Source organism: Streptomyces rugosispiralis (assembly GCF_024505145.1).
Lineage (GTDB): Bacteria > Actinomycetota > Actinomycetes > Streptomycetales > Streptomycetaceae > Streptomyces > Streptomyces rugosispiralis.
In genome coordinates this window covers 24,985-49,157 of sequence record NZ_JANIAA010000049.1, presented here as the reverse complement: position 1 = coordinate 49,157, position 24,173 = coordinate 24,985, and the positions used below count along the sequence as shown (strand labels likewise).

At 71.8% G+C, this 24,173-nt stretch carries 15 protein-coding genes and 4 pseudogenes; 11 read left to right on the top strand and 8 right to left on the bottom strand.

The features are described from left to right. Nucleotides 1–241: 241 nt before the first annotated feature. Both treY and glgX read right to left on the bottom strand, forming a co-directional pair. Nucleotides 242–2,752: a malto-oligosyltrehalose synthase gene (treY, locus tag NP777_RS41320; RefSeq protein ID WP_256655326.1), complete on the bottom strand. Its 2,511-nt coding sequence runs from the start codon at nt 2,750–2,752 to the stop codon at nt 242–244. A 176-nt stretch (nt 2,753–2,928) separates the two neighbouring features. After that, nucleotides 2,929–5,073 (bottom strand): glycogen debranching protein GlgX, encoded by a 2,145-nt coding sequence (gene glgX, locus NP777_RS41315; protein ID WP_256655325.1) that lies wholly within the window; start codon nt 5,071–5,073, stop codon nt 2,929–2,931. Between the two features lie 245 nt (nt 5,074–5,318). Here glgX and NP777_RS41310 point away from each other — a divergent pair, with 245 nt between their 5' ends. The 3 genes from NP777_RS41310 (at nt 5,319) to NP777_RS41300 (ending at nt 8,837) form a co-directional block, all read left to right on the top strand. After that, a complete protein-coding gene (locus NP777_RS41310) occupies nt 5,319–6,113 on the top strand; it encodes a Tat pathway signal sequence domain protein (RefSeq protein ID WP_256655340.1) in 795 nt (264 codons plus the stop codon). Between the two features lie 55 nt (nt 6,114–6,168). Beyond that, nucleotides 6,169–7,500, top strand: a complete 1,332-nt coding sequence (locus tag NP777_RS41305; RefSeq protein ID WP_256655324.1) for a copper amine oxidase — start codon at nt 6,169–6,171, stop codon at nt 7,498–7,500. An 89-nt stretch (nt 7,501–7,589) separates the two neighbouring features. Continuing rightward, entirely contained in the window at nt 7,590–8,837 is a 1,248-nt protein-coding gene (locus NP777_RS41300; RefSeq protein ID WP_256655323.1) for an SAV2148 family HEPN domain-containing protein, read from the top strand. Nucleotides 8,838–8,890: 53 nt separating this feature from the next. Here NP777_RS41300 and NP777_RS41295 read toward each other — a convergent pair whose 3' ends face one another. After that, nucleotides 8,891–9,709, bottom strand: a complete 819-nt coding sequence (locus NP777_RS41295) for an ABC transporter ATP-binding protein (protein WP_256655322.1) — start codon at nt 9,707–9,709, stop codon at nt 8,891–8,893. After that, entirely contained in the window at nt 9,706–10,521 is an 816-nt protein-coding gene (locus NP777_RS41290) for a FadR/GntR family transcriptional regulator (protein WP_256655321.1), read from the bottom strand. The genes NP777_RS41295 and NP777_RS41290 overlap by 4 nt, the downstream gene beginning before the upstream one ends. A 179-nt stretch (nt 10,522–10,700) precedes the next feature. Between NP777_RS41290 and NP777_RS41285 the strand changes: the two genes are divergently transcribed. Both NP777_RS41285 and NP777_RS41280 read left to right on the top strand, forming a co-directional pair. Beyond that, nucleotides 10,701–11,423, top strand: a complete 723-nt coding sequence (locus tag NP777_RS41285) for a 3'-5' exonuclease (RefSeq protein WP_256655320.1) — start codon at nt 10,701–10,703, stop codon at nt 11,421–11,423. Between the two features lie 153 nt (nt 11,424–11,576). Continuing rightward, nucleotides 11,577–12,170: a TIGR03086 family metal-binding protein gene (locus tag NP777_RS41280; protein ID WP_256655319.1), complete on the top strand. Its 594-nt coding sequence runs from the start codon at nt 11,577–11,579 to the stop codon at nt 12,168–12,170. 85 nt (nt 12,171–12,255) lie between these two features. On the opposite strand, the gene NP777_RS41275 is transcribed toward NP777_RS41280, so the two are convergent. Continuing rightward, nucleotides 12,256–13,176: a phosphotransferase enzyme family protein gene (locus NP777_RS41275; protein ID WP_256655318.1), complete on the bottom strand. Its 921-nt coding sequence runs from the start codon at nt 13,174–13,176 to the stop codon at nt 12,256–12,258. Nucleotides 13,177–13,453: 277 nt separating this feature from the next. On the opposite strand from NP777_RS41275, the pseudogene NP777_RS41270 reads away from it, so the two are divergent. From NP777_RS41270 to NP777_RS41250, 5 genes and pseudogenes are all read left to right on the top strand, one after another. Beyond that, nucleotides 13,454–14,512, top strand: a pseudogene (locus tag NP777_RS41270) (RNA-guided endonuclease InsQ/TnpB family protein). 35 nt (nt 14,513–14,547) lie between these two features. Then, nucleotides 14,548–14,649 (top strand): annotated as a pseudogene (locus NP777_RS41265) (sugar ABC transporter permease); the annotation flags it as partial. Continuing rightward, a pseudogene (locus tag NP777_RS41260) lies at nt 14,645–14,770 on the top strand (carbohydrate ABC transporter permease); the annotation flags it as partial. The pseudogenes NP777_RS41265 and NP777_RS41260, both read left to right, overlap by 5 nt. A 90-nt stretch (nt 14,771–14,860) precedes the next feature. Beyond that, nucleotides 14,861–15,889, top strand: a pseudogene (locus NP777_RS41255) (ABC transporter substrate-binding protein); the annotation flags it as partial. A gap of 159 nt (nt 15,890–16,048) precedes the next feature. Continuing rightward, a complete protein-coding gene (locus tag NP777_RS41250; RefSeq protein ID WP_256655317.1) occupies nt 16,049–17,095 on the top strand; it encodes a CDP-alcohol phosphatidyltransferase family protein in 1,047 nt (348 codons plus the stop codon). Here the strand turns inward: NP777_RS41250 and erm are convergent. Further along, complete coding sequence (gene erm / locus NP777_RS41245; RefSeq protein WP_256655316.1) at nt 16,999–17,919, bottom strand: ErmE/ErmH/ErmO/ErmR family 23S rRNA (adenine(2058)-N(6))-methyltransferase; 921 nt, start codon at nt 17,917–17,919, stop codon at nt 16,999–17,001. The genes NP777_RS41250 and erm overlap by 97 nt on opposite strands. A gap of 619 nt (nt 17,920–18,538) precedes the next feature. Beyond that, nucleotides 18,539–20,821: an MMPL family transporter gene (locus NP777_RS41240; RefSeq protein WP_256655315.1), complete on the bottom strand. Its 2,283-nt coding sequence runs from the start codon at nt 20,819–20,821 to the stop codon at nt 18,539–18,541. Nucleotides 20,822–21,203: 382 nt separating this feature from the next. On the opposite strand from NP777_RS41240, the gene NP777_RS41235 reads away from it, so the two are divergent. Next, entirely contained in the window at nt 21,204–22,421 is a 1,218-nt protein-coding gene (locus NP777_RS41235; protein WP_256655314.1) for a S8 family peptidase, read from the top strand. Nucleotides 22,422–22,557: 136 nt separating this feature from the next. Here NP777_RS41235 and NP777_RS41230 read toward each other — a convergent pair whose 3' ends face one another. Further along, a complete protein-coding gene (locus NP777_RS41230) occupies nt 22,558–24,111 on the bottom strand; it encodes a phosphodiester glycosidase family protein (protein ID WP_256655313.1) in 1,554 nt (517 codons plus the stop codon). Nucleotides 24,112–24,173 lie beyond the last annotated feature (62 nt).

Genomic DNA, 24,173 nt, shown 5'->3' with positions numbered 1-24,173 from the left:
TCCCTTCGACGTGAACGGGTCAGGAACCGTCGGCATGGGAGCGCTCCCAATTTCTTGGTGAACGTAGCGCGCCACCGGGCGGCTGTAAATGCTTCAGGACGTGAAGGCCGCAGGCTTTCTGGCGGAGCGTCAGGCGGAGTGTCGGGCGGAGTGTTGGGCGGGGCGCCAGGTGGAGCGTCAGGCGGAGTGTTCGGGTGTGCTGTCGGACAGGGTGCTGAACGGGCCGTTCCGATGGGGTCCGTCAGATCCGGACCAGCAGCGCCACCGGACGCCCGGACAGCAGCTCGTCCAGTGCCGCGGAGCCCTCGGCGGTCCGCCCGGTCAGCAGGTCCCGCCAGCGGCCCGGTGGCAGCGGCAGCCGGGTGGCGCCCCAGCCGCCCGCCTCCGCAAGGCGCCGCGACAGCCGGGTGACCACGGTGACGGCCCCACCGGGTGTGCCGTCCGAGCCGTCCGTACTGTTGTTGTCCGTCCGTAAGAAGGCCACGCAGTGCCCGGCGGACGGACCGGAGGCGTGCAGTGGCGTATACGTGCTCCCGGGGCCGAACCACCCCGGATGCTCCCGGCGCAGGTTCAGTGCCGCCTGGGTGAGCAGCAGCTTTTCGGCGGACGGGCCGTCGGCCGGTTCGCCGCCCAGCTCGGGCGGGCGACGGTTGTCCGGGTCGACGAGGGCCGTATAGACGCGCTCGGTGCCCATATAGAGGTCGGGAACGCCCGGCATGGTGAGCTGGAGCAGGGCGGCGCCGAGCGCGTTGGCCCGCGCGGGACCGTCGAGTTCGGCGCCGATCGCGGCCCACGTCGACGGGTCGGCCGCGCAGGGTCCGGCCTCCAGGAAGGCGGTCACCTCCGCCTCGTACGCCGCGTTCTGCTCCGTCCACGTCGTCCGCAGCCCCGCCTCGCGCACCGACTTGAGTACGGCCGGGACCAGCCGTTCGGCGTCCCCGTGGCCCAGCGCGAGCGCGGCCTGCCAGGCCGTCCAGGCCAGATGGGGGTCGGGGGCGGGGGCCGAGCGGGTCAGCTCCTCCACCGTCCGCCCCCACCAGTCCGGGCATTCGGTGAGCGCGGTGAGCCGGGCGCGGGCGTCCGCGCTGCGCTTGGTGTCATGCGTGGAGAGCACCGTGCCGGTGGCGGGCCAGTCCCGCAGCAGCCGGGCCGCGAAGGCGTGGAACTCCCCGGGGGCCACGGCCGGCCGCCCCGGATCGCCGCCCACCTCGGCGGCCGACAGCAGCGGGACGTAGCGGTAGAAGGCGGTGTCCTCGACCGACTTGGCGCGCAGCGCGGCCGCCGTCTGGGCGAAGCGGGCGCAGAAGTCGCGGTGGTCCGGGCCGTCCCCGAGCCCGCCCAGCGCCGCGTCCCGCACGACCCGCACCACCTGGGCCTCCTGCGCCACCGCGAACGCCTCCCGGGCGTCGGCCGCCGCCGAGCGCAGCATCACCGCGTCGGCGTCCGTCGCGGGCGGGCCGCCCACGGCGGCGTACGGACGGTAGACCGGCAGCCGCACCAGCAGCTCGCGGATCGCCGTGCGCAGCGCCCAGGGCGCGTGGTCGCGCAGCCGGGGGTCGGCCGCGCAGATGCGGGAGGCGGTGCGGGTCAGCCGTTCCACCTCGGCGGCCAGCTCATGCGTGACCACCTCCTGGGCGGCGCGGCGGACCGTGGCGGCCCAGTCGCCGCCCAGGTCGGCCGGGGGAGCGGCGAAGGCGCGGTAGAGGGCGGTCAGCTTCTCCAGACCGTCCGGGTCGACGAAGAGCCCGGCGATGTGGTGCAGCGCGTCATAGCCGGTGGTCCCGGCGACCGGCCAGGTGGCGGGCAGCCGCTCGCCCCGGGCGAGGATCTTCTCGACGACGGTCCAGCGGGCGCCGCCACCTTCCGGCGCGGTCCGCCGCCGTCCGCCGCCTTCTGCCGCGATCCCTCGCCCACCCCCGCCTTCCGGCGCGGTCCGCCGCGCGCCCTCCCCGTCTCCCGACGCCGCCCGCACCGCTTCGTCCAGTCGCCGCAGATACCCCTCCGGGTCGGCGAGCCCGTCCGGGTGGTCGATCCGCAGCCCGTCCACGACCCCGTCCCGTACCAGCTCCAGCAGCGTGGCATGGGTGGCGGCGAAGACCTCCGGGTCCTCCACCCGCACCGCGATCAGCTCGGAGATGGTGAAGAACCGCCGGTAGTTGAGTTCGGTGCGGGCCAGCCGCCACCAGCCGAGCCGGTACCACTGGGCGTCCAGCAGCTCGGCCAGTGGCAGTCCCTCGGTGCCGGGCCGCAGCGGGAAGGCGTGGTCGTAGTAGCGCAGCGTTCCGTCCTCGACCCGCAGCCGGTCCCACTCCTCGCCGAGCGGACCGCCGAGCACCGGCAGCAGCACCTTGCCGCCGTGGGCGCGCCAGTCGATGTCGAACCACCGCGCGTACGGCGACTCCGGGCCCGCCCGCAGCACCTCCCACAGCGGGGCGTTGAGCCGCTCGGGGGCGGGGGCGGCCATATGGTTCGGCACGATGTCGACGATCAGCCCGAGGCCGTGCGCCCGCGCCGTACCGGCGAGTGCGCGCAGCCCCTCCGCGCCACCCAGTTCGGACCGGACGGCGGAGTGGTCCACCACGTCATAGCCGTGGGTGGAGCCGGGCACCGCCTCCAGCACGGGGGACAGATGCAGATGGGAGACGCCGAGCGAGGCCAGATACGGCACCGCTCGCTCCGCCGCCGCGAAGGGGAAGGCGGGCTGGAGCTGGAGGCGATAGGTGGCGGTGGGTGTGCCGGGGTCAGCCGTCATATGAACGTATGTACCCACCCGACGCGCCCCTTCAGAGCTCCGCGCACCCGAACGGACGCGCCGGACGCCCGCAGGCGGACCCTGGACCTGAGCACACCCCCCCCGGACCAGGCGGACCCCGGATGTGAGCAAACCCCTCGGCCCAGGCGGGCCCCCGACCTGAGCAGACCCCCGCCCTAGGCAGGCCGCTGCAGCACCATCAGGCTGCGGTCCACCAGGGTCAGCCGGTCGCCCGCCGCCACCTTCGAGCCGCTGCCCGGCTCCACGCCCGCCGCCACCGCCGTGTCCACGATGACCTGCCACTGCTTGCCGTGGTCGATCGGCACGACGAAGTCCAGCGGCTCGTGGTGGGCGTTGAAGAGCAGCAGGAACGAGTCGTCGGTGATCGGCTCGCCGCGCGCCCCCGGTTCGGAGATCGCGCTGCCGTTGAGGAAGACCGCGAGGGACTTCGCGTGCGCCGCCTGCCAGTCGCGCGGGGTCATCTCCTCTCCCTCGTGGGTGAACCAGGCGATGTCCGACAGCTCGTCATGGGTGCCCTCCACCGGACGCCCGTGGAAGAAGCGGCGGCGCCGGAAGACCGGGTGGTCGCGGCGCAGCCACACCAGCGAGCGGGTGAAGCTCAGCAGTTCCAGCGCGGAGCGGTCCTCCCACTCGCCGTCCTGGCCCTTGGCGTGATCCGGCCAGCGCACCCAGGACACCTCGTTGTCCTGGCAGTACGCGTTGTTGTTGCCGCCCTGGGTGCGCCCGAACTCATCGCCGTGGCTGAGCATCGGCACGCCCTGGGAGACCATCAGGGTCGCGATGAAGTTGCGCATCTGGCGCTCGCGCAGCTTCCGTACCGCCGGATCGTCGGTGTCGCCCTCGACGCCGCAGTTCCAGGACCGGTTGTAGCTCTCGCCGTCCTGGTTGGACTCGCCGTTGGCCTCGTTGTGCTTCTCGTCGTAGCTCACCAGGTCGCGCAGGGTGAAGCCGTCATGGCAGGTGACGAAGTTGACCGAGGCCAGCGGGCGCCGCCCGTCGCCCTGGTAGAGGTCGGAGGAGCCGGTCAGCCGGGAGGCGAACTCGGCCAGCGTCCTCGGCTCACCGCGCCACAGATCCCGCACGGTGTCCCGGAACTTGCCGTTCCATTCGGTCCACAGGGGCGGGAAGTTGCCGACCTGATAGCCGCCCTCGCCGACGTCCCAGGGCTCGGCGATCAGCTTCACCTGGCTCACCACCGGATCCTGCTGGACCAGGTCGAAGAACGACGACAGCCGGTCCACCTCGTGGAACTGCCGGGCCAGCGTCGCCGCCAGATCGAAGCGGAAGCCGTCCACATGCATCTCGGTCACCCAGTAGCGCAGCGAGTCCATGATCAGCTGGAGCACGTGCGGGGACCGCATCAGCAGGGAGTTCCCGGTGCCGGTGGTGTCCATGTAGTACCGGCGGTCGTCGGTCAGCCGGTAGTACGAGGCGTTGTCCAGGCCCCGGAAGGAGAGCGTGGGGCCCAGGTGATTGCCCTCGGCCGTGTGGTTGTAGACCACGTCCAGGATGACCTCGATGCCCGCCTGGTGCAGCGCCCGGACGGCCGATTTGAACTCCAGCACCTGCTGGCCCCGGTCGCCCCAGGAGGCGTAGGCGTTGTGCGGGGCGAAGAAGCCGATGGTGTTGTAGCCCCAGTAGTTGGCCAGCCCCGCGTCGGCCAGCCGGTGGTCGTGGACGAACTGGTGCACGGGCATCAGTTCCAGCGTGGTGACGCCCAGCTCGGTCAGATGTTCGATGATCGCCGGATGGGCGAGCGCCGCGTAGGTCCCGCGCAGCTCCTCCGGCAGCCGGGGATGGCGCATGGTCAGCCCCTTGACATGCGCCTCGTAGATGACCGTGCGGTGGTAGTCGGTGCGCGGCGGGCGGTCGTCGCCCCAGTCGAAGTACGGATTGACCACCACCGACGCCATGGTGTGCGGTGCGGAGTCGAGGTCATTGCGCTTGTCGGGCCGCCCGAAGTGGTAGCCGTAGACCTCCTCGCCCCAGTCGACCCGCCCACTGATCGCCTTGGCGTACGGATCCAGCAAGAGCTTGGCGGAATTGCAGCGGTGGCCGATTTCCGGTTCGTACGGGCCGTGCGCCCGGAAGCCGTAGCGCTGCCCCGGCATGATCCCCGGCAGATACGCGTGGCGCACGAACGCGTCGGACTCCCGCAGCTCGACCGCCGTCTCCGAGCCGTCGTCGTGCAGGAGGCACAGCTCGATGCGGACGGCGGCCTCGGAGAACACCGCGAAGTTGGTTCCGGCGCCGTCGTAGGTGGCGCCAAGGGGATAAGCCTGTCCCGGCCAGACCTGCATACGTCGACTCTTCCACTTCTTCTCCGGGGGTCGCGAGCACCCCAGGCACCGGACGGAACCTGACCGACCCTGCATCCTTTCCCAACTGCCCGGAGCCATCCGCTCTTTCGACAGAACTTCCTCAAAAGTGAGGCAACCTACGGCCATTTCGGTTCGTCCTACCGGGTGACCTGACGCATACGCGTTTCACGCTATGCGGTCCGATATGACGACAGGGGGGATTGGGGGAGGATGTGCGCAAGGTGATGCACCGCCACCTGGGCAAGGTGGTGGCCGGCGCGGCCGTGGCGATCACCGCCACGGCGGTCATGATCGGTGTGACGCTCCCGGGGAGCGCGTCCGGTGAGGAAGGCTCGGGTGGGGGACCCCAGAGCTCCTCGGCGGAGCAGGGCCAGGCGGCCCGGCAGCAGCCCGGAGTGGTGGAAGAGGCGCCGGAGCAGAGAAAGACCGGCAGCGGCCGCGATCCGCTGACCGACGACGAGATGAAGCGCGCCCAGAGCCTCGCGGCCGGGCGCGACTTCCGTATGAGCAGCGAGGACGTCAAGGGCGCCAAGGGCCCCGAGCGGCTCTCCACCGACCTCGCGGAGCTGAGCCCCGACGAGGTGGGGGCCGCCGACCCGCCGCGCCGTGCCGAGGTGACGTACTACGACTACAAGGACGACACCTACGTCACCAAGACGGTCGACCTCGGCAGCGGCAAGGTCACCGGCACCGACACCCAGCACGGGGTGCAGCCGCCGCCCAACCGCGACGAGGTGGTGGAGGCCGCGCGGCTGCTGATGGCCGACAAGCTGGGCGAGGGGCTGAAGAAGGACTTCAAGGACGCCACCGGCAAGGCGCTGACCCGCCCGGACCAGCTGACCGTCACCGGCTTCGTCTACCGCGCCGGCGAGGGCAGCAACCCCGGTCCGGCCTCGGTCCAGGACTGCGGCAAGCACCGCTGCGTACGGCTGTTCACCCGGGTGCTGAACGGCCCCTGGATCGACACCCGGCAGATGGTGATCGATCTCAGTGCCCACAAGGTCACCAAGCTCGGCTAGGGCCCGGCACTGGCGTCTCGCACCCACCTCAACGCTTCATTACAGGAGTCTCCCCATGCCTGACAGCAGGCTCCGCCGCGCCCGTGTCCGGGCCGCGGCGGCTATTGGCGCCTCGGCGCTGATCGGCACCGTGGCGATCGCCGCCGGGCCGGTCGGCAGCGCCCAGGCGGCCCCGCGGACCGCCGCCGCGGCGGACTGCAGCGCCCCGTACAGAATCGAGCAGAAGCTCGACGGCGGCACCACCTGGCGGATGTGCTGGCACTACGAGAGCAAGGCCGGTCTGGTACTCGACGACGTCTCGTACCAGCCCAAGGGCGAAAGCGCCCCGATCAAGGTGCTGACCTCGGCGAAGCTGGGCCAGATCCATGTGCCCTACGACGACGGCAGCAATGAGTACGACGACCTCACCGGGCAGGGCTTCGCCCAGGGGCTGCAGCAACTGGACCCGGCCGAGTGTCCCGGCGGCACCATCAAGACCGTCCGGGTGCCCGACGCCTGGGACCCCGACCATCCGAATGTGAAGGGACTGTGCGCCACCACCCGGGCCCGCGGCCACGCCTACCGCATGGGCGAGGGCGGCTTCGGGGCCGGCGGTGAGAACAAGGTCTACCAGCTCCAGGGCAAGGACCTGCTGCTCTACACCGTCAACCAGGTCGGCTGGTACGAGTACATCACCGAGTGGCGATTCGCCGGTGACGGCACCATGACCATGCAGGTCGGCGCCACCGGCACGCTCTCCCCGATGGACTACGACGCGGGCGACGGGCGCGGCTGGCCCATCGGCAAGGGCGCCAAGGACTACGCCACCAGCCATGCCCACAACGTCTTCTGGCGGCTGAACTTCGGGCTGGACGGCTCGCCCAAGAGCAAGGTCGAGCAGTACGACTCCAAGACCACCGCGACCTCCGGGCGGATCCCGAAGACCAAGACCACCCGCACCCCGGTCGGCAAGGAACTGGCCGGTGACGCGGCGGCGGCGCGGTGGTGGCGCGTGGTCAGCACGGCGGGCAAGAACAAGGACGGCCATCCGCGCAGCTACGAGATCGTTCCCGGCCACACCACCAAGTACCAGGGGCGTAGTTTCACCAAACACGACGTCTACTTCACCGAGTACAACAAGTGTGAGCAGTTCGCCAGCAACAATCTGCGCAATTGCGGCGCCGGTGCCGGTAAGAGCGTCGACAAGTGGGTCAACGGGCAGACCCTCAAGCACCCCATCGTGTGGGTCAACATCGGGTTCCACCACATCGCCCGGGATGAGGACCAGGAGCCGATGCCGGTGCACTGGCAGGGCTTCCAGCTCTCCCCGCGCGATGTCACCGCTATGAATCCCCTCACGCCGCCTGCACTGTCCGGACACAACGGCCATACAGAAGAGGCACGTTGACCTGATAGGCAGGACCTGAGTGTCGCACCGCCCCCGCCAGCGCAGTAGTCTGCGGTGATCGTTGGACGGGGGCGGAAGGCGGTGCACAGGTGAGCTCGGGCGGGCTGGAGCTGCCCCCTGGTGACGGAGGTCCCGGGGGCGATGGTTCCACAGACGCACCTCCCGGCGCGGTGTCCCTGGTGCGGCCGATGGAGATCGGAGCGGAACTGGACTGGGGCGCCGAAGCCTGGAGCGAGGTGCGCACACGCGCACGCCGGGCCGGGCGGGCCTATATCTGGCTCAACCTCGTGGAACAGCGGCTGCGCGCGGTCGTCAGCGCCGTGCTGCGGCCCATCTACGAACCGGTCCACGGCGAGGACTGGGTCATCGCCGCGGCCGGCCCCGCCGGGCAGGAGTGGGTGCAGCGGGCGGTCGCCGTACGGGAGGTCAGCCGGCGCAAGGGCTATCTGCTCGACCCCGCCGACGACAATGTCGTCAGCTTCCTCACCCTGCCCCAGCTGCGGGAGCTCCTGGTCCAGCACTGGCCGTGCTTCGAGCCCTACCTCGACGACCGCCGCGAGGTGGAGCTGGCCCTGGACGAGCTGGAAGTCGCCCGCAATGTGGTCTCCCGCAACCGCGCCCTGTCCGAGACGGTCCTCGCCCAGGCCGAGCGGGCCTCCGCCCGGCTGCTGGAGATCCTCGGCAGCGGCACCGGCTCCCCCTCCGCCGACCGGCTGCCCATCGACGCCGTCGAGGACCTCGTCGGCGACCGCTACGCCGATGTGGTCGGCGTCCATTCCGACCGGGTGCGGCTCCAGCGCCAGCTCCCCGCCGAGGACCTCTTCGGCAACGCCCGGCGGCTCGACGCCGTCGGCATCGGGCTCAACCTCCTGGTCCAGAACTACTCGGGCCGCCGGCTGGTCCGGCTGGCCGAATCCGGCTGCCGGGCCCGGCTGCTCTTCCTCAACCCGGCGAGCAGCGCGGTGCGCCGACGGGAGCGGGAGCTCGGCCTGAAGAAGGGCGAGATGAGCCGCTCGGTGGAGATGAACATCCTCCATATGCGGCGGGTGCGCGCCCGGCTGCGGGACCCCGACGCGTTCGAGATCCATGTCTTCGACGAGACTCCCCGCTTCACCGCCTACCTGGTCAACGGCGACGGCGCGGACGGCCTCGCGGTCGTCCAGTCGTATCTGCGCAAGGCCCGGGGCATGGAGGCCCCGGTCCTGGTGCTGCGCGGCGGCGGACGGGGCAGCGAGGTGGTCCGCGAGGGCGCGGCCGAGGATGGCGAGGGCGGGCTCTTCGGGACCTACCGCGAGGAGTTCGAGAGCGTCTGGGCGGACTCCCGGCCGGTGTCCTGAACGGACCGGCCGGTGTCCTGACCTTGGGAGCCTAGGGGCTCAGGAGCGGGAGTTCAGGAGCCGGCGCCCTGGTACGGGGGTCGCAGGGCGCGGGCGGCCCAGCGGCCGTCGGTGCGGCTGATGTGCACCGGGTGGTCGAAGCACTTGGTGATGTGGTCCGTGGTCACCACCTCGTCCACCGCGCCCGACGCCAGGCACTCCCCGGTGCGCAGCAGCATGGCGTGGGTGGTGCTGGCGGGCAGCTCCTCCAGGTGGTGGGTGACCAGGACGGTGGCCAGTTCGGGGTGGTCCCGGCGCAGGGTGTCCAGGCTCTCCAGCAGCTGCTCACGGGCGGCCAGATCCAGACCGGTGGCCGGTTCGTCGAGCAGCAGCAGCCGGGGGAGGGGCATCAGCGCGCGGGCGATCAGCACCCGGCCGCGCTGACCCTGCGACAGGGTCGGCCAGCGCGCGTCCAGCTTTCCGCCCATGCCGAGGGTGGTGAGCAGCCGGTCGGCCCGGTCGCGCTGGTCGGGGGTGGGGCGGTGGCGGGGGACCGGCTCCACGGTGTTGGTCAGCCCGGTGAGCACCACGTCCCGCACCCGCAGCGGGGAGCGCAGCGGATGCCGGGGATCCACATGGCCCACGAACGAGCGCAGCTCCCGCAGATCCACCCGGCCCAGCGTGCGGCCGAGGACCTCCACCGTGCCGCGGGTGGGGTGCACCAGCGCGCCCGCCAGGCTGAGCAGGGTGGATTTGCCCGCGCCGTTGGAGCCGAGCAGCGCCCAGTGCTCGCCCTGGTGGACGGTGAGCGAGATCGAGCGCAGCAGCGGGGTGCCGTCGCGCACCACATCCACCTCGCGCAGCCTGAGTACGGGGACGGCAGGGGCGGTCACGGGGCCGCCACCTCCTTTTCGCTGTTGTCGCTTTCGCTGTCGCTTTTGATTTCGCTCGTGTCGCTGTCGCTGTCGCTGTCGCTGTCGCTGTCGCTGTCGTGGCCGTTGTCGCCATCGCCATCGCCATCGCCATCGCTGTCGCCGCTGCCGCCGAAGAGTTCCATGACGGCCTCGAGGTGGGAGACCGTGGCCGCGATCGCGGCATCGGCGTCCCCGCGCGCCAGCCCGTCCAGCAGTTCGGCGTGGGCGCACGACACATCGGGCAGGGCCGGTTCATGGCTCACCATCTCCACCAGTGCCTCGCGCAGCACCGGGAGGACGGAGGTGAACAGGCCGAGCAGCACGGCGTTCCCGGACAGCTCCACCACGGTCCGGTGGAAGGCCAGATCGGCGTCCACGAAGGCGGACGGATCGCCTCCGGTCCGCTCCTCGCGCAGCGCGAGATGGTCCCGCAGCCGCCCGATGTCCTCGGGGCGGATGCGCCCGGCGGCCAGCCGGGCGGCCTCGACCTCGAGGGCGCGGCGCACCTCGTACACCTCCCGCAGCCGGGCCCGGCGCAGCAGCCGCCGCATATCGCCCTCCCCGGCGGGGGCCGGGGGCCGGGCGGCGTAGGTGCCCGAGCCGTGCCGCACCTCGACCAGCCCGTCATGGGCCAGCAGCCGTACGGCCTCGCGCACCGAGGAGCGGCCGACGCCCAGTTCGGCGGCGAGCGCCACTTCGTTGGGCAGCCGCTCGCCGGGCGGCCAGCGGCCCTCGGTGAGCATCGCGCGCAGGGCGCTCTCGACCCGTGGCACCACGGGTCCGTGCCGCAAGCGTGCCGTCCGCGCCGCCACCGCGCCGCCTCTCCTTGAACGATCATCCGAGGACGGCGGGGACTCTAACACAGAGTCCTCAGACGTCTGAGGACTCGGTCCGGCGAACCGGCCGTTGTCAGTGGCCCATGGGAAGGTGGTGCACACACGGGGGAAGTACGACAAAGGGAGGGGCGGCCATGGGCTGGCACCGGGGGCTGCTGATCGGATTCGACCTGGAGACGACGGGCACCGATCCGCGCACGGCACGGATCGTGACGGCGGCCGTGGTCGAGGTGAGGGGCGGGGAGCAGGTCGGGCGCCGCGAGTGGCTGGCCGACCCCCAAGTGCCCATCCCCGAGGACGCCGTGGCGGTGCACGGGATAACCGGTGAGCGGGCGGCGGCGGAGGGCAGGCCCGCGCGCGAGGTGGTCGAGGAGGTCGCCGAGGTGCTGGTGGCCCACTGGCGCGCCGGCGCCCCGGTGGTGGCGTACAACGCGGCGTTCGATCTCAGCCTGCTCGCCGCCGAGTTGGGGCGGCACGGGCTGCGCCCGCTGAGCGAGCGGCTGGAGGGAGCCGAGACCGGCCCCGTCGTGGATCCGTACACGATAGACCGCGCCGTCGACCGCTATCGCAAGGGCAAGCGCACGCTGGAGGCCGTCTGCGGGGAGTACGGGGTGGTGCACGACCGCGCCCATGACGCCGGGGCGGACGCGCTGGCGGCGGTGCGGGTCGCGTGTGCGCTCGCCGAGCGGTACGGCGAGGTCGCCGGGCTCGAGCTGTGGGACCTCCACCGCAAGCAGGTGGGGTGGTACGCGCACTGGGCGGCCGACTTCCAGTCCTGGCTGCGTCGCAAGGGCACCCCGGACGCGGTGGTGGACGGCGGCTGGCCGCTGCGGGAGGCGGGGGCGGTGGTGGGGTAGCGGCCCACCGGGCCGGGGCAGCGGTCGGCCGGGCGGGGGCAGCGGTCGGCCGGGCGGATATCGGAGCGCGTCGCACCGATGAGTTTGCGGCGGTGGGCCGGTCCGTACGGGTGAGAGGGACGGACCACGGACTCGAGCGAGGAGAAGACGACCGTGACCGATGAACAGACCACCATGATCGATTTCGGACCCACAGCCCAGCGGGTGACGGCGCTGCTCAGCGGCGTCACGGACGAGCAGCTCGGCGCGCCCACACCGTGTGGCGCCTACTCCGTGGCGGATTTGCTCGACCACTTCATGGGGCTCGCCCTCGGCATGCGCCACGCCGCCGAGAAGACCACGGCCGCGGCGGGCCCCGCCCCCGGGCAGGGGGCCGCCGACAAGCTGGACCCCGACTGGCGGCAGGAGCTGCCGCGCCGCCTGGACGCGCTGGCCGTGGCCTGGCGCGAGCCGTCCGCCTGGCTGGGCACCACGGAGGCCGGGGGCGTCACCATGCCTGCCCGGATGATGGGCATCGTGGCGCTGGACGAGCTGGTGATCCACGGCTGGGATCTCGCCCGCGCCACCGGCCAGCCCTACGACTGCGATCCCCGCAGCGTCGAGGCCATCATCGAATGGCTGGCGGCGGTCCCGGACGAGGAGCGCCCGAAGGAGCTGTTCGGCCCCATGATCCCCGTCGCGGCCGACGCGTCTCCGCTCGACCGGGCGATCGCCTTGAGCGGCCGCGACCCGGGATGGCGCGCCTGAGCGAATGCCGCACGGCGCGTCGGCCGGTCCGCCGGTCCGCGTGCGGGCGGTCTCCCGCCCATGCGCGTCGGCCCCGCGGTTTCGTTCAGAACGTATGCCAGCGCACCGCCGTGTCGCCCTCCCGCAGAGAGGCGATGCGGCGGGCGAACTCGGCGCGGGCCGCCGGGTTGCCCGGGGCGTGCTGGGAGACCCAGGCGCAGCTTGCGGTCTCGCGTGCGCCCCGCAGCACCGCGCAGCCGGGCCACTCGCGGACGTCCCAGCCGTACTCCGCCACGAACGCGTCGTACTCCGCCGCGCCGAGCCCATAGCGGTCCCGGGACAGGGCCATCACCACCAGATCGTGCTCGCGCAGATCGTGCGAGAAGGTCTCCAGGTCCACCAGCACGGGCCCGTCCGGGCCGATGTGCACATTGCGCGGCAGCGCGTCGCCGTGGATCGGGCCGGGGGTGAGGCGCGGGGTCAGCTCCTCGACGGCGGTCGCGAAGTCGTCCCGGCGGGCGCGCAGATACGCCGCGTCCGCCGGGTCGATCGCGTCCCCGGCCAGCCGCAGCCAGCGCTCGACCCCGCCCAGCAGATCGCGGCGCGGCAGCGGAAGCGGCGCCGGGTCGCCGGGCGGGCCGGGCAGGGCGTGCACCATCCGCAGCAGCTCCGCGAGATCGCGCGCCCCGGCGGGGCGTACCGGGTCGGGAAGCCGCTGCCAGTACGTGACGAGATGGTCGGCGAACGGAAGCGGCTGCTCGGGGCCGAAGCGCCGGTCGGGACGGACCGCGGGCAGCCCCTCCCGGGCCAGCCAGTCGGCGATCCTCAGTTCCCGGGCGGCCCGGTCCCACACCTCCAGGTCGCGGCTGATCCGGACCACCAGGGAGAGGCTGTCGACGGCGAAGACGGCGTTCTCACCGAGGGCCAGCAGCCGGGCCTCCGCCGTACCGGCCCGGTAGGGCGGCAGCGCGGCCGAGAGCACCACCCGCGCCCGCTCCTCCGTGAACGCGACCTCCGCCACCGCCATGCCCCTTCTCCTCGCCGACTTCTCCGTGCCGATCCCCGCCGTCGGCCAAGTGTCGCATTGAGCCGTGCGCCACCTGCCGTACCGACGGCCCCATCACGTCCGTAGCGCCGTACCGACCACCGCATCGACTCTCGCAGGTAGAACCGCTTGACTGCACCGCCCGCCCTCCGCACGATGACGTGGGCTCTCCCTCCCGGACTGCCGTCAACTTCATCGGGGACCTCCGGGACTGACAACCCGTCAGGCACTTACTGGCTGATGTGTTAGTTCGTGAGTCATCGCCACTCACGTGAAGCGGGCATACAAGTACCGCTTCTATCCGAACGATGCGCAGGCAGCGGAGCTGGCCTTCCTCAACGATGTGTCCTCGGTTCCGCTCCAGCAGGGCCTGCGGCACCTCCAGGCGGCGTTCACCGCGTTCTTCGCCAAGCGGTCGAAGTACCCGCGGTTCAAGTCGCCTAAGAAGCGCGGCAAGTCCGCCGAGTAGACCTCCAGCGCGTTCCGGTTTCGGGACGGGGAACTGACGCTGGCGAAGATGGACCAGCCGCTGGACATCGTGTGGTCGCGTCCCCTGCCGGAAGGCGCCCTTCCGTCCACGGTGACCGTCTCCCAGGACGCGGCCGGGCGCTGGTTCGTCTCCCTACTGGTCGAGGATCCCGCCGTCCAGCCGCTTCCCGCCGCCGGCTCGGCGGTGGGTATCGACGCCGGGCTCGACCACCTGCTCACCCTGTCCACGGGTGAGAAGATCGCTAACCCCAGGCACGAGCGGCGCGACCGCGCCCGCCTCGCCCGCGCCCAGCGCGACCTCGCCCGCAAGGCCAGGGGCGACGGCGCCAACCGGTCCAAGGCGCGACGCAAGGTCGCCAAGGTCTACGCCCGCATCGCCGACCGTCGCCGTGACCATCTGCACAAGCTGACCACTCGACTCGTGCGTGAGAACCAAACGCTGGTGATCGAGGACCTCGCCGTCCGGAACATGCTCAGCAACGGCAAGCTGTCCCGGGCGATCTCCGACGCGGCATGGTCGGGGTTCCGGAGCATGCTGGAGTACAAGGCCGCCTGGTACGGCCGCGAAGTGATCGCGGTCGACCGCTGGTTCCCCTCCTCCAAGCTGTGCTCCGTATGCGGCACCATGCAAAAGAGGATGCCGCTGGGTGTCCGTACTTGGACGTGCGACTGCGGTGCGACCCACGACCGGGACGTGAACGCGGCGAAGAACCTTCTGGCCGCCGGGCTGGCGGTGTCGGCCTGTGGAGCCGGTGTAAGACCTCAACGGGAGTCCTCCCGGACGGGGCAGTCGGTGACGAAGCAGGAAGCCCCACGGCGCGAGCCGTAGGAATCCCCCTTGTTCACGAGGGGGAGGAAGCCAACTGGAACGTCAACGCCTTAGCGCTGGTCTACGTCCTGACGGGCGGCGGGCCCGGCGGCCGCATCCGGCTGCCGATGCTCTTTGCGTACGAAGAGGCGTGGCGTCGCCGATCTCGGCCCGCTCGCCGCCGCCTCGCTGCTGGCGACTCTGCCCTCGCTCGTGCTGTTCGCGCTCATCCAGCGCCGGATCACCAGCGGCACCCTGGCCGGGGCGGTGAAGCACTGATGCGCCGCCGTACGCTGCTGGCCGCGTCCGCCACCGGGGGGCTGCTGTCCGGCTGCGCGCCCGAGCGGCGGCGGGCGACCGGCGGCCGGATCACCCTCCGTCATCCATGACGCCACCGACGACCTCGCCGACTTCGCCTACGGCGGCTATCTCGCCGATCTCACCGACCTGCTGCCCCGCCGGCTCAAGGCCGAGATCCCGCCCCTGACCTGGCAGACCGCCACCTTCGACGGCGGCGTCCACGGTGTGCCGTTCCTCCAGGAGCCGCGGGTGCTCATCGCCAACCGCGCGCTGCTGGAGCGGGCCCGGGTGCGGATCCCCACCGCCGAACGGCCCTGGAGCTGGGCCGAGTTCGAGGACGCGGCCGAAGCGCTGACCCGGGACGGGACGTACGGCGTGGCCTGGCCGCTCAAGGAGCCCGTCTCCGCGACCCTCACCCTCTCGCTCTCCACCGGCGGCAAGGTCTTCCACCGGGGCGCGGACGGCAAGGTCACCGTCCGGTTCGACGCCGCCGACCAGCGGGTGCCCCGCGTCATCCACGACCAGTTGGGCGGCGACCGCACCGCCGCGCGGACCACCCTCGGCATGGGCGGCTCCGACACCCTCCCGGGCCTCTTCGGCGGAAAGTACGCGATGGTGCCGCTCGGCTTCTCCTACCGCCAGCAGATCGCGCAGCAGGCGCCCAAGGGGTTCGCCTGGACCGTACTGCCGTCCCCGGCCGGGCCCGGCGGCGACCAGCGGCAGGGGGTCAGCCCGCGGACGCTGTCCATCGCCGCCGACAGCCCGTACCAGCGGGAGGCCGCCCGCTTCATCGACTTCTTCCTGCGCCCGCCGCATATGGTGCGGCTCGCCCGGGGCGACTGGATGCTCCCCACGGGTCGGACCGCGCTGCGGGATCCCGCCCTGCGCACCCGCCGCTACGGCTGGGCCACCGGCACCGCCCTGGCCGGACAGTTGCGCCCGGCGCCCGCGCGGACCGTGCGCGGCTACCCGGAGTGGAAGGACAAGGTGGCCACTCCGGCGCTGCAGGAGTACTACAGCGGGGCCATCGGCATGGGACGGCTGCGGGAGCGCCTGGTCGACGACGGGAACCTGGTGCTCGCCCGCTACCAGCGGTAGGACCCGCCGCGCCGCCGACGCACCTGGCCCTGCCATGGACCCGGTCCTCCAAGCAGACCATTACCCCCTGCCAAAGGTTGCCCTTGCCTGATCTTGTCTCTTCTCTTAACGGCTTCTTACCTTCAGGTGAACTTGTGTCTAACGCCAGGAAGATTGACCATGCCCCGAGACATACCGCCGCTCGCCGAGGTCCGCCGGATCACCGAGAAGAAGCGAGACGCGTGGTGGACCGTCATGCTCGTGGACCCGGTGGCCACACCGCTGGTCCGCTGGATCGCCAGGTACACCCGGGCCACCCCCAACCAGCTCACCTGGGGTGCGTTCCTGGTGGGCCTCGGCTCCGCCGCGTGCTTCGCTCAGGGCGACTGGAGATGGCTGTTGCTCGGGGCCGTGCTCTACCACGTGAGCTTCATCTTCGACTGCATGGACGGCAAGCTGGCCCGGCTGACCGGCACCGGGTCGGTCTTCGGGGCCTGGCTGGACTTCGTCTTCGACCGGATCCGGGTGCTGGTGTGCTCGGTCGCCCTGATGGGCGGTCAGTACGCGCGCACGGATGACGTCCTGTATCTGTGGCTGGCGCTGGCCGTCGCCTCCCTGGACGCGCTGCGCTATATCGACTCGCTGGAGATCTTCAAGATCCGGCATGGGATGCGCAAGCAGATCAAGGCCCGGATGCGGGCCGCCCGCAAGGCCGAGAACCAGGCCGAGCTGGCCTTCATGGAGGACCTGCTGCGGGAGAACCCCGAGGCCGACCTGGAGACGGACCGCGACACGGTGGCGCCCTTGGAGCCCGTCGCTCCCCGGGAACCGGTGGCGGCCATGGAATCCACGACGACCCTGGAGGCCACGGCCGCCCCGGAAGCCGCTCCGGCCCCGGCCCCGGCCGCGCGCCGCCCCGCCGTCGTCGATCTGCACCAGGAGTTCCGGCGCCGCTTCCCGTGGTGGGTCCGGTGCCGGAACTTCCTGCAGCGCCACCGCATCCGCGCTCATCTCATCAGCGGTATCGAGTTCCAGATGGGCGTGTTCATCATCGGCCCGGCCGTCGACGCGGTGGTGGCGACGACCGTCGTATCGGGTGTGCTGCTGCTCGTCTTCGAGCTGGCCATCATCTACAAGTTGCTGTTGTCCACCCGGGACTTCACCCGCACCATCAACTCCTTCGAAACGGCCGACCGCATTCCGGCCACCACCTCGGTCAACTCCTGAGCGAGGATCAGCCACTGCTCCGGCGTCACATACGCCACCACGACGTCCCGCCCCAGCCCGGCCGCCCGGAACGCCCGGTCGAGCGCGCGGGCGGGGCAGACCCGGCGCAGTGACGCGTACAGCGAGCCGCCGACCCCGGTGAAGCCCAGCTCGACCAGGTCCGCGTAGCCGGACCGGGCCGCCGGGTCGGGGAGCAGCGGGCGCGGCCGCCGGGTCAGCCGCAGGATCCCGCCGTCGACCGCGGGCACCGGCCGGAAGGCGGTACGCGCCACCCGCCCGCACAGCCGCCACTCGACCTCCGGCCAGGACCGTACGGTCAGCAGGGACCAGCGGCCGTAGTCCCCGGTGCGCTTACGGGCGTACTCCGCCTGGGTGAGCAGCGTGGCGGAGGTCAGCCGGGGCACCGCCCGCAGCGCCCAGGCCACGATCTCGGCGGTACGGGCGTAGGGCACGTTGCCGACCAGGGCGAACGGCTCGCGCGGCGGCGCCGCGGTCAGGAAGTCCTGGTGCACGACCCGGACCCGCGGACAGCGGGCGAGCCGCTCCCGCAGCCCCGGGATCAGATGCCGGTCGATCTCATAGCTGATCAGCTCACGGCAGCGCGGCGCCAGCGCCTCGGTGAGCACCCCCTTGCCCGCGCCGACCTCCACCAGGAGATCGCCGGGCCCGGGGCGGGCGGCGCGTACGACGCGGGCGACGGCCCCCGGGTCGAGGAGGAAGTTCTGCCCGTACGCACGCCTCGCCCGGTCGCGTTCGGTACGGCGCGGTTCGCCACCGCGCCGGGCGTGGGGATGGGCATGGGAATGGTGTCGATTGCGGGCCACGGCCACGGTCCTTTCGGAGCCGGGCGGGCGGCAGCGGCGCGGAACGGGCCCTGCCGCCCGTCCCGGAACGAGTGATTCCTGGACTGGCGGGGGCCCTGGCCGAGGGCGCGTGGAGGTGAGGGATCAGCTCACAGCGAGAGACCGAGACGGGAAGCCGGGTGAGTCAGTCGCTCAGGTCCGGGGCGGACCTCGAGCGCGAACGGCTCATGGACTCGGGGAGACACCGGGCGCGTCCGGGCCGGCCAGGGCACCGGGGCCGCGCCGCGGGCGGCGGGCAGGCATAGGAAGGTCGCGCGCACACGCCACCCGGGCACAGCCACGAGTGATGCGGGTGAACACGCCGATGCCGGGACTTCCGCCCATCGGTGCACTCCTCCCATGCGCGCGTACGCGAAAGGACGCGTATGCGGATCTCCGCCGTATCCCCGCACCGTAGGGACCGGCCGGGACACCCCGCAACGCCTTTTCCACCCGACGCCCCGACGCCCCGACGCCCCGACGCCCCGACGCCCCGACGCCCCGACACCCCCACGCCCCCACCCCGAAACACCGAACCGGTCACACGGCCCGGAGGCCAGGTGACCGGTTGAGGGTTGTCAGGATGCGCGGGATGTGGCCGTCAGACCCTCGCGTGCCGGGGCCGTTCGTCCGCTTCCGGCATCGGGGACGCGCCCACCGGGGTGCTGGGCTGCCGGGCCGGGGCGGGCTCGTCGTGGGCGAGGTCCGGAAGCCACCCCAGCCACTTCGGCAGGTACCAGTTGCGCTCGCCCAGCAGCGACATCACGGCCGGGAGCAGCACCCCGCGGATGACGGTGGCGTCGATGAGGACCGCGGCCGCGAGGCCCACGCCCATCTGCTTCATGGACTGCATCGACAGCGTTCCGAAGATGGAGAAGACCGCGACCATGATGACGGCGGCGCTGGTGACCACGCCCGCCGTCGTCACCACGCCGTGCACCACCGCGTCCTTGGTGGTGCGGCCGGCCAGCCGCGCCTCGCGGATCCGGGAGACCACGAAGACGTGGTAGTCCATGCTCAGCCCGAACAGGATCACGAAGAGGAACAGCGGCAGCCAGGACACGATCGCCCCCACGCCCTCCGCGCCGACCAGCCCCGCGCCCCAGCCGTGCTGGAAGACCGCGGTGAGGATGCCGTACGCGGCGCCCACCGACAGCAGGTTGAGCACGATGGAGGTCACCGCGATGGTGAGCGACCGGAAGGACATCAGCATCAGCAGGAAGGCGAAGACCACCACGAAGGCGAAGACCGGGGTGACGGCCGAGCCGAGCTTGTCGTTGAAGTCCTTGGAGGAGGCGGTCGAGCCGCCGATGGGGGCGTCCACGCCGTCCACCGCGCCGAGGGTCGCCGGGCGCACCTCGTTCCGCAGCACCTCCAGGCTCTGCTCGGCCTTGCCCTCGTCCGAGCCGCCGATCAGCGGGACCTCCACCACGGCCACGTTCTGCCGGTGGTGGACGGTCACCTCGACCGGGCCCTTGGAGGCGCCCTTCGCCACGGCCTCGGAACGGAAGCGGGCGATGGCGTCGCGCACCGGCGCCGCGTCGATGTCGTCCGCCTTCACCGCGACCCTGGCCGGATCGGACCCGCCCGGGAACGCCTCGTCGATGTGGTTGTACGCGTTCACGACCGGCAGCCGGTCGCCGAACTCCTGGTCCAGGGTGAGGTTCGCGGTGTTCATCCCCACGGCGGGGACGGCCAGCGCGATCAGCGCGCCAGTGGCCAGGGCCAGCGACAGCTTGGGACGGCGCAGCACCGGGCGCAGGACGGCGCGCCAGATCCGGCTCTCGGTGCTGCCGCCGCGCCGCTTGGCGCGGCCCAGGAACGGCATCCGGCCCTTCTCCACCCGCTCACCGAGCAGCGAGAGCAGCGCGGGCAGCACCGTCACCGAGCCGACCATCGCCACCGCCACCACCATCAGCGTGGCGAGCCCCATCGCCTTGAACTCCGCGATACCGGTGAAGAGCATGCCCGCCATCGCCACGATCACCGTGACGCCGGAGACCAGGATGGCGCGGCCGGAGGTGGCCGCCGCCACCCGCAGCGCGGTCTGCGCGTCCCGTCCGGCGGCCCGCTCCTCGCGCTCCCGGCGCAGGTAGAACAGGCAGTAGTCGACGCCGACGGCCAGGCCCACCAGCAGCATCACGGAGTTGGCGGTGTCGCTCATGTGCACCCAGTGGCTGACCACCGCGACCAGACCGGTGGTGGCCAGGAACGCGGTCATCGCGAGCGCCACCGGCAGCAGCGCGGCCACCAGCGCACCGAAGACGATCAGCAGGATGCCGAGCGCCACCGGCAGCGCGGAGTACTCGGCCTGGCTGAAGTCGTCGCCGAACGCGTCGTCGAACGCCTTCTGGCCGCTGGCGTCGCCGAACTCCTCGATCCGCAGGTCCTGGTGGCCGTCCCCGGCCTTGTCCACCGCGTCCAGGACCGGCTGGATGTGGTCGGCCGCCTTCTCCGCGTCGCCGCGCATCTCGAACTGCACCAGCGCGGAGCGCCGGTCGGCGGAGATGGTCTTCGTCTCGTACGGGGAGTGGACGGCGGTCACCTGGCCGGTGTCGCGTACGCCCGCCAGCACCGCGTCGACGGCCTTGCGGAAGGCCGGGTCGTTCGCGGTGAGCCCGCCGCCCTTCGCCTGGATCAGCACGGTTTCCCCGGCCGCGTCGTCAATGCCCGCCTCGTCGAGAATCTGCGAGACGCGCCCGGACTCGCCGGGAACCTGCTCGCTCTCCGACACATCGACCCGGCCCGTCATCGAGCCGACGGCCAGGGCGAGGATGACCAGCAGCACCCAGCCCCCGACCGCCGCCCATCGGTGACGGGCGCTCCAACTGCCGGCGCGGGCCGCTATCCCGCGCGGCCTCTCCAAGCGGCCTGTGTCCGCCACGACATCCCCTTATGCCCTGGTGGCGGACCGTCCCGCCACTCGTTGACGACGCTAGGCCGTGGCGTCCGGCCGACCCATCCTGCTGACCGGTGAACCGTCCGGTGGTTCCCTCCAACCGCAGAAGGGGGGACAGCCCTACCCTCCCTGATGCGGGCCCCTTACACGCAAAGGGCGTTGACCTCGAGGTCCGGGTGTGGCCGAAGTGGAGAACGTTGCCTATGTCACACATTGGTGGGGATCTTGAATTGACCCGTACTCATCAGTCAGGGTTTTGTCAGAACCGGAGTGGCCCCAACACACTCCGGATCTGCCGCACTTGAGGGATCGGACGCGATCCGTGGTGCGGATTCCCCCCACAACCGCACGAGGAGGAACCCTCGTCATGGCAGTTCACAAGCAGCGCAACGCGCGTCGACTCGGTCTGGCCATAGCCGCCGCGACCGCCGTCACCGCCGGTGTCTTCGTGGCCGTTCCGGCCGGCGCCACCACCACTCAGGCCGAGGGCACCGTCTACGGCACCCAGGCGAAGAACGCCGTCGACGGCAGCTACATCGTCATGCTCAAGGGCGGCAAGAGCGTCAAGGCCGCTTCGGAGGGCAAGGACCTCGCCGAGCAGTACGGCGGCAAGCTGCGCCGCAGCTACGACTCCGCCATCAACGGCTTCTCGGCCAGCGGGCTGTCCGACACCGAGGCCAAGCGGCTGGCCGCCGATCCGGCGGTCGCCAAGGTGGTCCAGAACCACCGCTACACCATCAAGGGCACCCAGGAGGACCCGCCGTCGTGGGGCCTGGACCGGATCGACCAGGAAGACACCCAGGGCGACAAGAAGTACACCTACCCCGACAGCGCGGGTGAGGGTGTCACCGCGTACGTCATCGACACCGGTGTCCGCACCAGCCACAAGGACTTCGAGGGCCGCGCCACGTCCGGCTTCGACGCGGTCGACAACGACGACAGCGCCGACGACGGCAACGGCCACGGCACCCACGTGGCCGGCACCATCGCCGGTACCGAGCACGGTGTCGCCAAGAAGGCCAAGATCGTCGCGGTGCGCGTGCTGGACGACCAGGGCTCCGGCACCACCGAGCAGGTCGTCGCGGGCATCGACTGGGTCACCGAGAACCACGAGGGCCCGTCCGTCGCCAACATGAGCCTGGGCGGCACCCCCGACGAGGCCCTCGACGCGGCCGTGCAGAAGGCCATCGACTCCGGTGTCACCTTCGGCGTGGCGGCGGGCAACGAGTCGGCCGACGCCAGCCAGAGCTCTCCCGCCCGGGTGAAGGACGCGATCACGGTCGCCTCCAGCACCGACCAGGACGAGCAGTCCGACTTCTCCAACTACGGTGACGTGGTGGACATCTACGCCCCCGGCTCGGACATCACCTCCGACTGGAACACCGGCGACGACGCCACCAACACCATCTCCGGCACCTCGATGGCCACCCCGCACGTGGTGGGCGCCGCCGCCGTCTACCTCAGTGGCCACCAGGATGCCAAGCCGGCCGACGTGGCGAAGGGGCTGACGGACGGCGCCACCGCCGACAAGATCTCCAACCCGGGCGACGGCACGCCGAACAAGCTGCTGAAGGTCGTCGAGTAAGGCTCTTTTGAGCAAGGCTCGTTCGAGCAAGGCTCATACGGGTGAGGTGACAGTCCCAGGGGCGCAGCCGGGTGGCGAGACCAACCGGCTGCGCCCTTGGGCGGTCAGAGCCCCCTTCGGCGACACCCCGGTCCCGCTACGGCACCACCTGGACCGTGTCGCCCACCGCGCGTTCGCCCGTCGCGTCGGAGGTGACATTGGCGAGATGGCCGTTCACGGCCATGGCGGTGGAGCCGCCGCCGTCCAGGTTGAGGGCCTGGACGGCGCCCAGGGAGCGCATGAAGCGGGCGGCCTCCGCCAGGGTGAAGCCCTCGCTCACACCGGGCTGCCGACCGTCCACCGTGGCCAGGATGAGCCGGCCCCGCTTGTCGAGCCCGGCCATCGTGCGGGGCTGCCGGACGTTGGACCAGGCGTAGCCGAAGGAGAGGTTCTTCGGGTCGAGGGTGCCCTCGGTGGCGGCGTCGATGGCGATGCGGCCGTCCTTCACCAGGGTGGGGGCGGCGCTGACGATGCTGTCGTCGGCGTCGAGCCGGACCCGGCGGCCGGCGGTGTCCCGGACGACCTCCTCCAGCGCGATCCGCTCGCCCTGCCGAGCGTGGGCCGTCAGCCAGCCGGACGCGGCGCCGATGCCCTGGAGCACGGAGCCCCCGGCCGGGACCGTGCCGCCGCGCGGGCCGGTGGAGACCACCCGGCCGTCGGCCTCGAGCACCACCTGGGTCCCGGGCCCGGTGGGCAGCGCGGCGCGGAACCTCGGGGTGAACTTCACGAGGTCGTCGGCCTCCGAACAGGTCAGGTCCTGCCGGGGCAGCTCGGTCGGAGTGGCCCCGGGCCGACCGCAGTTGCGCACCTTGCCCGGCACCCGGTTGATGCCCTGCACCGCATATGTGGACGAGCCCGCCCGAGCCGTGACCGTGCTGGTCAGATCGGCGATACGGGCGTGCCGGCCGCCGTCCGCGAGGATCAGCGCGGCCCGCGAACCGGCGGCCATCGACTCCAACTCACCGTCGTACGCGGCGATTCCGGCCATCGTGCCCTGGACGCCGTCGGCGTCGGAGGTGACGAAGAAGCCACCGTTGACGGCGACCAGGGAGTGGCGCTTCGCGGCGACCGAAGAGGTCGTCTCGCGGTCCGCCACGCTGAGGTCATGCGTGGCCGCCACGCTGCCGGAGAACCGGGCCGGGTCGATCACCGCCACATGCACGCTCTCCCGGTCCGCGGGGTGCTGCCCGTCGTAGCCGGTCCACTCCGCCACCGCCGTGAACCCGGCCGCGGCCACCTTCTCGCGTGCGCCCTGCGCCTCGCCGGACGCGCCGTACGAGCCGACCCGCACCCGCCAGCCCATGGTGCCGTGCGGGGTGTCCGCGTAGGCGGGCCACACCACCCGCTCGACCCGCGGCTCGAACCCGGCGTCGCGCAGCCGCCCCGCCGTGTCGTCCGCCCAGGACCGGTCGCCCAGCGGCGCGGCACCGGGCCCCTGCACGGTGACCGTCCAGCTCGGCTCGGCGTCCGCGTCCCGGAGAACCCCGGCCCGCACCTGCACCCCCGGGGCCACCGTCTCCGTCGTCCAGGACCCGGTATCCGGTGCCGCCTGCGCCGGGGGATGAATGGCCGCCAGCACGACGACGGCCCCCAGCGCGGCCCCCATACGGACGCCCAGGCTCCGGCCGACGGTTCTCTCTTCGTTGCGCATGACCGGCAGTCCAGCGCCGACCGGGGACCGGGACGGCACACGCGGAGGGCGGTCTGCGGAAC

What these genes read in the sequence shown, in the direction of transcription:
- treY (WP_256655326.1), bottom strand. Translation starts at nt 2,752, where the DNA reads ATGACGGCTGACCCCGGCACACCCACCGCCACCTATCGCCTCCAGCTC.
- glgX (WP_256655325.1), bottom strand. Translation starts at nt 5,073, where the DNA reads ATGCAGGTCTGGCCGGGACAGGCTTATCCCCTTGGCGCCACCTACGAC.
- NP777_RS41310 (WP_256655340.1), top strand. Translation starts at nt 5,319, where the DNA reads ATGCACCGCCACCTGGGCAAGGTGGTGGCCGGCGCGGCCGTGGCGATC.
- NP777_RS41305 (WP_256655324.1), top strand. Translation starts at nt 6,169, where the DNA reads ATGCCTGACAGCAGGCTCCGCCGCGCCCGTGTCCGGGCCGCGGCGGCT.
- NP777_RS41285 (WP_256655320.1), top strand. Translation starts at nt 10,701, where the DNA reads ATGGGCTGGCACCGGGGGCTGCTGATCGGATTCGACCTGGAGACGACG.
- NP777_RS41275 (WP_256655318.1), bottom strand. Translation starts at nt 13,176, where the DNA reads ATGGCGGTGGCGGAGGTCGCGTTCACGGAGGAGCGGGCGCGGGTGGTG.
- NP777_RS41250 (WP_256655317.1), top strand. Translation starts at nt 16,049, where the DNA reads ATGCCCCGAGACATACCGCCGCTCGCCGAGGTCCGCCGGATCACCGAG.
- NP777_RS41235 (WP_256655314.1), top strand. Translation starts at nt 21,204, where the DNA reads ATGGCAGTTCACAAGCAGCGCAACGCGCGTCGACTCGGTCTGGCCATA.
- NP777_RS41230 (WP_256655313.1), bottom strand. Translation starts at nt 24,111, where the DNA reads ATGCGCAACGAAGAGAGAACCGTCGGCCGGAGCCTGGGCGTCCGTATG.